This window comes from Pedobacter psychrodurus (assembly GCF_032678585.1).
GTDB classification, from domain to species: domain Bacteria; phylum Bacteroidota; class Bacteroidia; order Sphingobacteriales; family Sphingobacteriaceae; genus Pedobacter; species Pedobacter psychrodurus_A.
Window position 1 is genome coordinate 1 of sequence record NZ_JAVTSN010000085.1, and the last position, 12,672, is coordinate 12,672.

A 12,672-nucleotide genomic window follows, 5' to 3' on the forward strand; every position below is an offset into this window, starting at 1 on the left:
GTTAGGTTTGGGAAATCTAGTATAATCCCAGTTCTGCTAAGCTGGCAAATTGCAAACCATCCTGAGCTGAGTTTAAAATCACTTTAAAATATTGGAAGGTTTTGGTACTGCCAAAACCGAAATATTGTGCTCCATTTACATTTTGAGCCACGTAATTATTAACTGAAGTAAAATTTACTCCGTCTGTACTGGTTAACAATTCGAAATTCTTCACAGCCCTGCTTAAGCCACTACGCTGTGTTAAACTTAAGCCTGTTGCTGTTTTTGAAGCACCTAAATTGATCACGATTGTATGTGGATAGCTTGTTGCTGAACTGCTCCATCGCGAGTGCCAATAAGTACTTGCATTGCCATCAATCAGCCGCGCAGCCCGGCCATCGGTTGCGCCTTCGCCACTGGTTTCTTCCGAACTAAATGAAGCCACACTCCAGCCCGTTTTGCTTAGCTCGTTTTTGGTAGAGAAGGTTAATACTGGTAAACCTCCCGAAAAAGTATAGGAATAAATCTGTTCCGTTACCGTTCCATTGTCATGAACCAGTTTAACTTTAAGCTCGTAGGGTATACCATCGGCTTTTTCCTGAAGATCAGCTATTGGCATGACCACTCTGAAACTATCAGTTCCAATTTTTTTCGATTCCCACGTGATGGCATTGTAATCGTGGTTTACGCCGGTACCTTCATTATTTACATTCGGATCGTTATAATATAGAATGCTGGTTACATTACCTGTTGAAGTAAATTTTCCGGAAACCACAATTGAAGCCAAGGTACCAGAGTAACTGGCATATATCTTATTGATATTGCTGGTTACGGCACCATAATAGGCATTCGAATTGTTATTGAAAACCTGATTGGTATTTAAAACAGCGGCATCAGCAGCTGTTAAAAAGGTAGGACTTTTACCTAAAGTTCCATTACCGGCCCACATTAAGGCCATACCAAGTGTTGAGTTTTCAGAAACTTTTTGTCTGTTGTGCGGTAAATTTAATCCATGGCCAAGCTCATGCACCATTCCGCCGAACCAAACACTAAAGCGGTTGCCCACGTCTGTATTTAAACCCAGGTTGGCAATATCCATCTCTTCATAATCCAAGGCATAACACCAGCGGCCCGTACCATAAAACGGACCACCGCTCGGTGTACCATTTGAGCCAATGGAATAACGTGGGATAATAATCAAGGTATGATCACTGGTTTTATCTGCCGGATGGGCAGCAAAATAGGCGTTAACTTCGCTGGCAACTGCGCCGTTACCTCCAGAGTAAGGATAGCTGGCTTTTGGCAAAGTTCCTCTAATGGTGAGGATTTTTACCCCGCCTGAGCCATCATCTGCCAGGCCGAATGTTTTGTTGCCATAACCATTACGGTTCATTTCCTGTTTGTACCAATCCTGGGTCCACAATAAAAGATCGCTCAATCTTTTTCTATAACCCGCAAGGGTATCGAGATCGTTGGGTACAAAATACACAATATTTACATTGCGGCTTTGCGTAATAATGTTAGTGGTGGCCAGTTTTTGACCAATGCTTGGCGTTTTTTCTTCTGTTTTTAAGGTTTCGGCCTTTTTACAGGATAATGCAAACAGACAGGCAACAACAAGGCCTGTAAATAGTAGACTGGTTTTTTTCATAAGATAATTTAGGTTAGGGTTGATATTGCAATTGCTTATTAATGCCGTGTTATATTTGCTGATCTCAGCCGCTTGCCTTTAATCTTGATATTTATAAAATACGAAGATTATACCATCATCATTTGCCAGTCCAGGCCACTAATCAAAGTCTCTATAGAAAGATTATTGCATCAAAAGAATAGAGATTGTCTCAGGATGCTGATGGTTAAGTTACAAACATGTAAGTCATTAAATACAACTAAAAACAGCGCAAACGTTTGTTTGGAATTCTTTAAAAGAACTTCAAAATGTTGGTTTTTAAGGTATTTACAATAGTCTATGAAACCTTTAAAGCTTTCAGCCAGCGTAAACCAATATTACTGCACGCAAACGTTTGCTTGATTTGCATTAGCGTGTTGATTTGTGAGTAGGTAGATGTTTACAGGGGTGTTAGCTGTTGAAAGTTGACTCTTCTAGATTTTTTTCAGATATTTTAACCTAAGCTATTGGTAAACTTCATGCGGATGCCGCTTTGAAAGTTCTGGATAATTTTAAAGATTTCGATCAGGGTTACCTTTTCGATTTTGGTTAAAGCATCAATTTCGATAAAGTTGTTCGGGGCGGCCTGATCGTTGACAATGAGGTTCGCCTGGTGTTTTAAGCGTAAACCCATCAGGTAATAATAAGATTGCGAGAGTTCATTAAACTGCTCTTCGCTAAAAACACCGAGTTCTTTCAGTGCTTTTAAACGTTCGCCTGTATTTTCCTTTTGAAAAATGCGGTTCTGTAGCGCATAAACCCTGGCCAGATCTACAATTGGCGTCATGGCCGTTTTAATATCGAAAACCTCTTTTTTATGAATTTTTTGAGTTCTGATGTTTCTGAAATAGGTGAGTGGTGGCTCGTAGAGCAAGGCATTTTTAGCCAGATATACATAGAACTTTTCTATAGGCTTTTGCAGTTCTTCATCAACAAATGATCGCAAACTTTCCATGATGGACAAATCGCCATAAATAGCCCTGCAATCGAAGAATGCAGCAAATTTCACCGCTGCTTCGGGCAATGCTTCTTCTATCCAGTTTTTATAATTGTATTTCCAGTGCGATAGCGAATGTGTCCAGTTGGGGTTGGTGGCCATATAATCGCCATCACAATATACAAAACCTACAAAGTTTAATTTATCAGAAACCTGGGTGGCCAGATCAAGAAAGTATGCACGTACGCCAGCTCTATTGTCTTCAGAAGTATCTTCATAGATGATGGCATTGTCCTGATCGGTTTTAAGGCTCAGTTCCTTTCGTCCTTCGCTACCCAAAACCATAAAAACAAATTTTGCAGGTGGGGGACCAAGCTTAGCAATTACCTCTTCGATAATTTTAAAAGAAATGGTATCTGCAATAGTGGTAACCACTTCATTCACAATTTTGGAATGTACGCCCCTGGCCAATAACTGGGCTACAATATGTGGCACTTTTTGCCATTTCAGTTTTAAATCGCCCGTATTTACAGCCGATTTTACCGATTGGATAAAAACCAAAGGAGATTCTGCCTGCTCGCTTAAAAGCCGGTTCCTGCTCAGAAAACCAACATAATGGCCATGATCGTTTACCAATAAATAACGCGATTTTTTACTGAACATCATCAATATCGCCTCGTATACATAAGCTTCAGGAGAGATGGTAACAATATGGGTATCCATTACCACATCAATAGGCAGGTTGGTATCCAATTGTTTCGCGATTACATTATCTCTTAAAGTAATATCGGTTACAAAACCCAGATAGGTGTCGTGGTCATTTTTAATAAAAAGGCAGCTGGTTTTTTGTTCTGCCATTTTAATGGCCACTTCAAAAATGGGGGCACCTGGTGGGCAACTCACTATTTTCTTGAAAGTAATGTCGCCGATTCGGGCAGTATAAATCTGATCTGCTAATTTATCTTCCATTAAAAAATCCCTGTAAAATTCTTTTAAACGAAAATCCTTTTTTCTTTTTCTTTTCTATGTTGAACGTATGTTCCTGATGGTAAACTGAAGTTAAGCTTATTCTATCTGTTTGTAACAGATGAAAGAAAATTTTTGCTGTATTTAAGGCATCAGATAATGCGCTATGTATGTTTTCGGGTACTTCATTAAACAAGATGGTATAAAACTTATCCAGTTTTAAGTGGCTGATTACCGTATTGGTGATGTATGGAGCACTTGCTTTCATGGTACAGAAAAAGACAAGGTTTTTAAAGATATTTTCCTTGCCTATCCGGTATAATTCGACGTTTACCATGTGGTAATCGAGTTCGATAAAATGTCCGATGATTAATGGATGGTATTTTTCAATATCGTTAGCAAACTTTAACATGACCTCTTTTTTGTCCTCTCCATGGACCTGAAGGTACTCGGGCGTAATTTTATGGATTTTTAACGCCGCTTTGTCGATAGTAAAATCTGTATTCTTAATATAGTGGTTTTCTCTTTTGATTTCCTTATGGGATCTGTCGTAAATAATCCAGGCAATCTGAACGATATACGGCCAGTTCTTTTCGTTGGAATAAGGAGCAGACCAATTTTTTGGCAAACCAGATGTTTCGGTATCAACAACCAGGAAATATGCTTGCAATTTTAGATGCTTAGGTTAATTTATCTGTTTATAGAATGATCTTATTTCAAAGATAATTAATTAGAGGTGATAAAATGTAATTTATGATGCTGAAATAGGGGGCTGTCCTAAAAATAATTTCACAATAAAAGAAAATAATATTTGTTTAAGTGAAAGATTTAAAGTTATTTGCTGTCTAAATTTAATTCAATATGCGCTCTCGATTATTTTGCATCATGGCCTGTTTAATGTGCTTTGGTGCTGCTTTTGCCCAGGAAAAGCTTAGTGAAAACATGCATTTCAAAAAACTGGATAACGGTTTAGAAGTGTTGGTCGTAGTAGATCGTACGGTACCCTTGGTGACCATCGAAATGGCCTGTAGAAATGGCTCTTTCACCGAAACAGACGAATTTAATGGTTTAAGTCATTTATACGAACATCTGTTTTTTAAAGCAAACAAAGATTATCCGGATTACGAACGTTTAAATACACGAATGAACGATCTGGATATCAACTCAAATGCCACAACCAGAGAAGAAGTCGTGAATTATTTTTTTACCCTACCTGCTGCAAATTTAAAGTCAGGGTTAAGTTTGATGAATTCTTCTATCCGTTATCCAAAATTTATAAAAGAGGATATGGCCCTGGAAAATGAAGTGGTTAATGCCGAATTTACCAGACACGAATCGAGTCCGATATTTGCCTTGATGGAAGCCAATTCAAGGCATATGTGGGGGGCAAATTACTCCCGTAAAAATGTAATCGGTAGTCACGAGGTCATTCTATCTGCCACGCCGTCTAAAATGGATTCCATTAAAAACAAATACTATTGGCCAAATAATTCGGTGCTGGTAATCGCTGGCGATGTTAAAGTTGATGAAGCCTTTGCTTATGTAAATTACATTTTTGGCGGTTGGAAAAGATCTCCTTTTGATCCTTTTATAAAATGGCCGATCCCAGAGTTTAAACCGCTGGTTAAAAACGATTATTATTTTGTCGAATCGAACAAGAGCCCGGTACCCTATATGCTTTTTAGCTGGCATGGACCCGATACACGGAATGATGTTCCGGCTACCTATGCAGCCGATGTTTTTTCGTTTATTGTAAACCAGAACGGTTCTAAAATGAAGCAGGCATTGATTAATTCTGGTTTGGCCCAACAGGCCGATGTAAATTATTATACACAAAAATATACCGGCCCGATTAGTTTAATGGTAAGCCCTAATCCGGCCAAAATAAATGAATGTTATCAGGAGGTACTCAAACAGATTTCGCTTTGGGCCAATGAAGATTATCTTTCTGATTTACAGATTGAAAGGGCAAAACGTTTGCTCTCCATCGAGCAGGTGGGGAGGAGAGAAGTAACTTCCGATTACGCACATTTACTTTCGTTTTGGTGGGCTTCGGCATCGATTGATTATTATACCCATTACGAAGAAAATGTAAATAAAGTGACCCGTAAAGATTTGCTCGATTATGTGCGCAAATACATTAAAGACAAGCCTTACTGTGCTGGCCTGATGATGAATAAAACCAGTATGAACGAGGTGAAGCCAGAAACATTTTTTAAATCGAACCCTTAATCTTACGCTCCATGAAAAAGTTCATATTTTTAATCAATTTCATTATATTTTTCCATTTTGCCAATGCCCAAACCAAAGCCATTTCTTTTGAGGTGAACGGTTTGAAGGTAATTTTAAAATCTACCCAAAAAGAAACAGTAAGCATGAGTATGTTTTTTAGGGGTGGGGTAATGAACTATGATGCCGGAAGGGCCGGAATAGAAAATTTAGCATTGGCTGCCGCTGCAACCTGTGGTACTAAAAATTACAGCGTGGTCGATTATCAGGAACTGGCGGATGAATACGGGATAGAAATTTCGGGTTCGTCAACCACTGATTACGGCACCATCAGCATGGATTGTATTTCAAAATACCTCGATCAGGGCTGGAAGCTCTTTTCTGATGCAGTTGTAAATCCTGCCTTTGATAAAACAGAATTTAAAACCACTAAGGAACGCATGATTACTGCAATTTATCATAGTCAGTCTGATCCTGAAACAAGGGTGGAGCAGTTGAGCATGGAAAACATGTTCAAAGATTCTCCTTACAGCATCAACCCTCTGGGCAATAATAAAACTGTGGGGAGCTTTACCGCAGAAATGGTAAGCAATTATTACCATAATGAATTGTTGAATAAAAATAAGATGTTTTTGGTTGTTGCTGGTAACATCACTAAAGAAGCACTGGAGAAAAAGATACTGGCTTCTTTTGCGGCCCTTAAACAGAAACCATACACACCGCCGGTTTACGACCGGAAAATGCTAACAGGGGAACATCTGGTGGTAGAGCAAAGAGATATCGCAACCAATTACATGAGTTGCATTATGAATGCGCCCACCATGAGCAGTGCCGATTATTACGCTTTTGTATTAACCATTAATGCTTTAAGCGGAAGTATGAATTATGAATTGAGAACCAAACAAGGTTTATCTTACGCGCCGGGTGCAACCATTAAAACACAGCAAATTCCATATACCTCGATGTTTGTGAGTACTACCCAGCCGAAGAAAGCTTTTCAGGCCATGATTACGGTTTACAACAGCATTAAAGAGGGGAAATATAGTCAGCGTTATCTTGATGCCTTAAAGAAGGATCACCGCGATGGTTATTACCGGCATCAGGAAAGTGCAAGTTCTATTGTAGGCGATTTGGGCGAGGCAGAAGTGCTTGGCAGTTATACCATTATTGATGATATGGTAGCCAATTTTAACAAGGTAACCTTGCAGGATATGAAAGATTCTTTTGCTAAGTATATGAAAGGTGCCATTTGGGTGTATTTAGGCGATGAACAAGTGGGGAGAGCTGCGTTTCAGTAATAATGTTCGTGGTGTCAGATGTTACCATCTGACACGGAATAAGTATCTTCCAACGTTCGTTTCTGATTGATTCAAATGTAGCAACTCCATTTTGATTAATTTAGATTTACTTAGTCAGATGGTAATATCTGACTAAACAACAATGCCTGTGGTGTCAGATGTTACCATCTGACACGGAATAAGTATCTTTCAACTTTCGTTTCTGATTGATTAATTTAGATTTACCTATAGTCAGATGGTAACATCCGACTACACCACTATAATCACGATAAAAGAGTTGTCAACTTTCTGGCGATAGGGCTATTAAAGTTGACAACTCAAATGTTACTTACTGATCAATAAAAATACGATGGCGGCTAATACTGATCCTATGATCGGTCCAACGATGGGCACCCATGCATAACCCCAATCGCTGTTTCCCTTGCCTTTCATCGGGATTAAAAAGTGTACAATCCGCGGACCTAAATCCCGTGCCGGGTTGATGGCATATCCGGTTGTTCCGCCTAAAGCCAAACCAATTACCCATACTAAAAATGCAACCGGGATAGCACCCATTGAGCCTAAACCGATAGGGGTAACGGTTTCTTTTGTGCCCATACTGGCGTCTGTAAAATAAAAGATCACAAATATTAAAACAAAGGTGCCTATAATTTCTGAAGCTAAATTTGATACTTTATTTCTGATGGCAGGGGCAGTTGCGAAAGGAGCGGCCTTTAAACCAGGATCTTCTGTGGCATCGAAATGGTCTTTATAAACCACCCAAACTAAAAAAGAGCCTGTCATGGCGCCTGCCAGCTGTGCAATAATATAATAGGGTACCAAGCTCCAGCTGAAACCTTTACCAATAGCCAATCCTAGTGTTACAATAGGATTTAAGTGCGCGCCGCTATACGGACCGGCTACCACTACGCCTACAAATACGGCTAGTGCCCATGCTGTGGTAATCACAATCCAGCCACCGTTATTGCCTTTGGTGCCTTTGAGTACCACATTAGCCACAACGCCATTGCCTAAAAGAATCATTAGTGCTGTTCCAATAAATTCTGCGAGATATACATTCATCGTGATAAAATTCTGATCTGTTTAAAGTTTAGCTATTTAGTCTTCTGCATTTACCCTGGCCGCTTTAATGGCCCTGTTCCAGCCTTTTATTCTATCCGTATTGTCGATTCCTTCTTCGGCAATAAAAGTCCTGCTGATCTTCCATTGCGAACGGATCTGATCGATACTTTCCCAGAAACCTGTGGCTAATCCGGCCAGATATGCCGCTCCAATAGCAGTAACTTCTGTCACTTCCGGTCTGATTACTTTACAGTTTAGCAGATCGGCCTGAAACTGCATCAACAGATCGTTAGCAGTAGCTCCACCATCTACACGGAGTTCGGTAATGCTTACACCTGCATCAGCCTCCATGGCTTTTAACACATCCATGGTTTGATAAGCGATGCTCTCTAAGGCAGCCCTGGCAATGTGCGATTTGTTTGTCCCTCTGGTTAGGCCTGTAATGGTACCACGTGCATGCTGATCCCAATGTGGGGCACCTAAACCGGCAAAAGCAGGCACAACATATACGCCATCGGTATCTTTTACTTTTTTGGCTAAGGTTTCAACATCTGCCGATTTGGAAATCAATCCCATCTCGTCTCTTAACCATTGTACCACAGCACCGCCGATAAAAATACTCCCCTCCAGGGCATAATTTACTTCACCATTGATCTGCCAGGCAATGGTCGTTAAAAGATTATTGGCCGATATTTTTGGTTTTGCCCCAATATTCATAAGCATAAAACAGCCTGTTCCATAGGTGTTTTTAACCATTCCGATTTCGGTGCACATTTGTCCGAACAGGGCCGACTGCTGATCGCCAGCTATGCCCGCAATCGGAATTTTTGCTGCCAATATCCTACCAGCGGTTTCCCCGTAAACTTCGCTCGATGATTTTACTTCCGGAAGCATACTTTTTGGGATCGAAAACAATTCGAGTAATTCTTCATCCCAGCTTAAAGTATGGATGTTGTATAACATGGTTCTGGATGCATTGGTTACATCGGTAACATGTTTTTCTCCAGCCGTTAATTTCCAGATCAGCCAGGTATCAATGGTGCCGAAAGCCAGTTTGCCGGCTTCAGCTTTTTCTCTTGCGCCAGCTACATTTTCTAAAATCCATCTGGCTTTGGTTGCTGAGAAGTATGAATCGATGATAAGACCTGTTTTTCCCTGTATTTTCTGTGCTAATCCTTGTGCTTTAATTTCATCACAATAGGCAGAAGTACGTCTATCTTGCCAAACGATGGCATTGTGAATAGGCTGACCGGTTTCCTTGTCCCAAACTACTGTCGTTTCGCGCTGATTGGTAATGCCAATGGCCGTAATATCGCTTACCGTTAGTCCTGCTTTAACAATTACTTCGGTTACCACGGCCAATTGTGTCGACCATATTTCCATCGGATCGTGCTCCACCCAGCCCGCTTTGGGATATATCTGTGTGAATTCGCGTTGTGCGATGGCTACGATCTCGCCGTTGTGGTTAAAAATAATTGCTCTCGAGCTTGTGGTTCCCTGATCGATAGACAAGATGTATTTACTCATAATTAAGAATTTGGTTAGTGGGCTAAAGCCGGTTGGTTATTTTATCGTGAATGATAAAGGTAACCGTCGGCTAATTTATTAAAAGTTTCAATTTGATTGCTTTCCCAATTTTTATCTGCAGATAATTCTTTAGCGAGGAGCGAGGCTACTTTGGGTGCCATATCCTTTGCCGCCTGTGCATCAATAAACAGTATGCGTAATCTTCTGCTTAAGATATCTTCTACGGTTTCGGCCATTTCATTACTTGCAGACCAAACTACTTCGGCTTCAGTGTATGGGAAGTTGGGGATTAATTTCTGGCCAAGCGTCGGATCTTGTGCGATTAAAGCTTCAATTTTACTACGGTCTGACCCGTAAATATCCATATAATGGTCTCCCTTAGTAGCCAGGCTACCATGGATATTTAAATTTTGAGTTACACATGCTTTCGGTTCTAATCCGGCATGTGTAATGGCCAGATTAACAGTTTCTTCTGCCATGCGGCGATAAGTGGTCCATTTCCCACCAGTTATCGTAATTAAACCTTTGGCCGAAACAATTAATTTATGGTCTCTGCTGATTTCTTTTGTACTATTTCCGTCGCCATTGGTTGGAGCAGCGAGGGGGCGAAGCCCAGAGAACACACTTAATATATCTTTTTCGAGGGGTTTGCGGTTGAAATAACTGGCCGCGGTACCCATAATAAAATCTACTTCTTCCTTTAAAGCCCTGGGCTCTAAACTATGTTCATCCAGGGGGGTATCGGTTGTGCCTACAAGCAAATGTTCGTGCCATGGAACAGCAAATAACACACGGCCATCAGATGTTTTTGGGATCATTAATGCCGATTCACTGTTCAAAAAACTTTTGTCCAGCACCACGTGCACACCTTGGCTGGGGCGGACCATCTTTTTGGAATTTGGGTCGTTCATCTGCAAAATATCATCTACAAAAACCCCTGTGGCATTGATGATCACTTTGCCGTTATATTTAGCGGTTAAACCAGTGATTACATCTTCTGTTTCAATGCCCATAACGGTTTCACCGTTTTTCAGCAAAGCCGTAACCTTGGTATAGTTTAACAATGATGCCCCTTTTTCGATTGCAGTTTGGGCAATATTAATCGCCAGGCGGGCATCGTCGAACTTTCCATCATAGTACCTGATGCTTCCTTTTAAACCTTTTTCCTTAATGCCGGGCATCATGGCTAATGTTTCCTTTTTTGAGAAATATTTAGATTTGCCAAAGCTGTATTTTCCCGCCAGCCAATCGTATAAGGTTAGTCCGGTTAAATATTTAATAATAGAGAACCAATCATAACAGGGGATCAGGAATTCTTCTTTATTCACCAGGTGATTGGCATTTTGCTGTAGTAACCCACGTTCTTTAAGTGCATGCCTTACCAGGCCAATATCTCCCTGTGCCAGGTATCGCACACCGCCATGTACCAATTTCGTACTGCGGCTAGATGTTCCTTTTGCATAATCAGATTGTTCAACCAATAATGTTTTGAAGCCCCTGCTTGCTGCATCTAGCGCGGTGCCCAGACCTGTAGCGCCTCCGCCAATGATAATGAAGTCCCAATTGATGTTTTCTGCTATATGTGATTGATGTAATCTTTTCATTTATGGTATAAAAATAATAAAACGAAACAATACGCAATTATAAGAAATCATAATCGAAATAATATAATATGTATGTTAAAAATTTATTAATTATTTGTTTAAAATATTTTAAAGAATGTTTTTATTGCTAATTTGCGGCCGCTAATTTAATATACTATGATGAATCTGGCTGAGAGGCACCAGTTTATTTTAAGTCGCTTGCAACGTGATCAATACATAAACGTGGTCGATTTATGTAAGGAATTGAAAGTGTCGTCTGTAACCATAAGAAAGGACTTAAAACTACTGGAGGATAAAAGCCTGCTGTTTAGAACACATGGCGGCGCTACGGTAAACAACCCTTATACAGTAGACCGGCCGGTTAATGAAAAGGAGAAAATACAATCAACGGAAAAGAATAAAATCGGTATTGCAGCGGCTGCATTATTAAATGATAACGATTCTATCGTGATTGCATCGGGCACTACAGTGCTTTATTTTGCAAAGAATATTGCACCGGCATCTAATTTAACAGTAGTTACTTCAGCATTGAACGTAGCTTTAGAATTGATGCGGGAGCCTAGCATAGAGGTAATACAATTGGGTGGTTTATTGAGAAAAAGTTCGTCCTCTGTAATGGGGGCTTATGCCGAACAGGTATTGCAGGATTTTTACTTCAATAAACTGTTTTTGGGTGTCGACGGAATCGATCTTGATTTTGGTTTAACCACTACAAATGCAATGGAGGCACATTTAAACCGTAAAATGATCGGTGTTTCACAAAAAACAATTGTACTGGCCGATTCTACCAAATTCGGTAAAAGAGGCTTTGGAAAAATATGCGGATTAGAAGAAATTGACCATATCATCACTGATAAAGGAATTTCTGAACAAATTGTTAAACATTTAGAGAGTTTAGGTGTTACTGTTACTATCGTGTAGTGAATTCCACGCTAACGGTACATCCCAAACATTATAATTTGAACATGGAAAAAAAGCGAATACACATTTTAGAAGATGATCAGGAGATCAGAAACGTTATTGAAATTCTGTTAAAGGAAGAGGGTTTTGAACTGCAACTTTCTTCATCATTTGCAGAATTAAAGAAGAATATCCAGGATGCAATGCCTGATCTTTTCTTGCTTGACGTGATGTTGCCAGATGGAAACGGAGCAGAAATCTGCGAAGATTTAAAGACTGACATTTTTACCAGACACATCCCAATTATTGTAATGTCTGCACAAAACAATAGCGAACAAAAAGCTATTGACGCATTTGCCGACGACTATATCAGCAAACCTTTTGATATTTACGATGTGTTGGAACGTATCAATGCACAATTGAAGCGAAGTTCAGAGAACAGAACAAAGGTTTAAGTTATAATTAACCTATAAAAAAGGGAATCATTTATAATGCTTCCCT

Annotated in this window: 10 protein-coding genes; 4 read left to right on the plus strand and 6 right to left on the minus strand. The window is 40.0% G+C overall.

The genetic code is table 11. From position 1 onward, the window contains the following. Positions 1-16: 16 nt before the first annotated feature. The 3 genes from R2S57_RS29610 to R2S57_RS29620 form a co-directional block, all read right to left on the minus strand. The gene (locus R2S57_RS29610) at positions 17-1,630 is read right to left on the minus strand and encodes a discoidin domain-containing protein (protein ID WP_316848516.1); all 1,614 of its coding nucleotides are present in this window, start codon (positions 1,628-1,630) and stop codon (positions 17-19) included. Positions 1,631-2,102: 472 nt separating this feature from the next. Then, positions 2,103-3,554, minus strand: coding sequence for a DUF294 nucleotidyltransferase-like domain-containing protein (locus tag R2S57_RS29615; RefSeq protein ID WP_316848517.1), 1,452 nt, complete (start codon positions 3,552-3,554; stop codon positions 2,103-2,105). Next, positions 3,544-4,221: a 3'-5' exonuclease gene (locus tag R2S57_RS29620; protein WP_316848518.1), complete on the minus strand. Its 678-nt coding sequence runs from the start codon at positions 4,219-4,221 to the stop codon at positions 3,544-3,546. Before R2S57_RS29620 ends, R2S57_RS29615 begins: the two co-directional genes overlap by 11 nt. Positions 4,222-4,412: 191 nt before the next feature. Between R2S57_RS29620 and R2S57_RS29625 the strand changes: the two genes are divergently transcribed. Together R2S57_RS29625 and R2S57_RS29630 are read left to right on the plus strand one after the other, a co-directional pair. Then, positions 4,413-5,783: a pitrilysin family protein gene (locus tag R2S57_RS29625; RefSeq protein WP_316848519.1), complete on the plus strand. Its 1,371-nt coding sequence runs from the start codon at positions 4,413-4,415 to the stop codon at positions 5,781-5,783. 11 nt (positions 5,784-5,794) lie between these two features. Then, the gene (locus tag R2S57_RS29630) at positions 5,795-7,078 is read left to right on the plus strand and encodes a pitrilysin family protein (RefSeq protein ID WP_316848520.1); all 1,284 of its coding nucleotides are present in this window, start codon (positions 5,795-5,797) and stop codon (positions 7,076-7,078) included. Positions 7,079-7,402: 324 nt separating this feature from the next. Here the strand turns inward: R2S57_RS29630 and R2S57_RS29635 are convergent, their stop codons facing one another. Genes R2S57_RS29635 through R2S57_RS29645 form a run of 3 tightly spaced genes read right to left on the minus strand, consistent with a single transcriptional unit; the run spans position 7,403 to position 11,271 of the window. Next, a complete protein-coding gene (locus R2S57_RS29635) occupies positions 7,403-8,140 on the minus strand; it encodes an MIP/aquaporin family protein (protein ID WP_316848521.1) in 738 nt (245 codons plus the stop codon). A gap of 36 nt (positions 8,141-8,176) precedes the next feature. Further along, the gene (gene glpK, locus R2S57_RS29640; protein ID WP_316848522.1) at positions 8,177-9,667 is read right to left on the minus strand and encodes a glycerol kinase GlpK; all 1,491 of its coding nucleotides are present in this window, start codon (positions 9,665-9,667) and stop codon (positions 8,177-8,179) included. Between the two features lie 41 nt (positions 9,668-9,708). Next, on the minus strand, positions 9,709-11,271 hold the full coding sequence (locus R2S57_RS29645) for a glycerol-3-phosphate dehydrogenase/oxidase (RefSeq protein WP_316848523.1): 1,563 nt from the start codon (positions 11,269-11,271) through the stop codon (positions 9,709-9,711). Positions 11,272-11,427: 156 nt separating this feature from the next. Between R2S57_RS29645 and R2S57_RS29650 the strand changes: the two genes are divergently transcribed. Both R2S57_RS29650 and R2S57_RS29655 read left to right on the plus strand, forming a co-directional pair. Next, positions 11,428-12,192, plus strand: coding sequence for a DeoR/GlpR family DNA-binding transcription regulator (locus R2S57_RS29650; RefSeq protein ID WP_316848524.1), 765 nt, complete (start codon positions 11,428-11,430; stop codon positions 12,190-12,192). Positions 12,193-12,236: 44 nt separating this feature from the next. Then, the gene (locus R2S57_RS29655; RefSeq protein WP_316848525.1) at positions 12,237-12,626 is read left to right on the plus strand and encodes a response regulator transcription factor; all 390 of its coding nucleotides are present in this window, start codon (positions 12,237-12,239) and stop codon (positions 12,624-12,626) included. The last annotated feature ends 46 nt before the right edge of the window (positions 12,627-12,672 follow it).

Coding starts and splice junctions, on each gene's coding strand:
- R2S57_RS29625 (WP_316848519.1), top strand. CDS start 4,413: ATGCGCTCTCGATTATTTTGCATCATGGCCTGTTTAATGTGCTTTGGT.
- R2S57_RS29615 (WP_316848517.1), bottom strand. CDS start 3,554: ATGGAAGATAAATTAGCAGATCAGATTTATACTGCCCGAATCGGCGAC.
- R2S57_RS29650 (WP_316848524.1), top strand. CDS start 11,428: ATGATGAATCTGGCTGAGAGGCACCAGTTTATTTTAAGTCGCTTGCAA.
- R2S57_RS29635 (WP_316848521.1), bottom strand. CDS start 8,140: ATGAATGTATATCTCGCAGAATTTATTGGAACAGCACTAATGATTCTT.
- R2S57_RS29630 (WP_316848520.1), top strand. CDS start 5,795: ATGAAAAAGTTCATATTTTTAATCAATTTCATTATATTTTTCCATTTT.
- glpK (WP_316848522.1), bottom strand. CDS start 9,667: ATGAGTAAATACATCTTGTCTATCGATCAGGGAACCACAAGCTCGAGA.
- R2S57_RS29610 (WP_316848516.1), bottom strand. CDS start 1,630: ATGAAAAAAACCAGTCTACTATTTACAGGCCTTGTTGTTGCCTGTCTG.
- R2S57_RS29645 (WP_316848523.1), bottom strand. CDS start 11,271: ATGAAAAGATTACATCAATCACATATAGCAGAAAACATCAATTGGGAC.
- R2S57_RS29655 (WP_316848525.1), top strand. CDS start 12,237: ATGGAAAAAAAGCGAATACACATTTTAGAAGATGATCAGGAGATCAGA.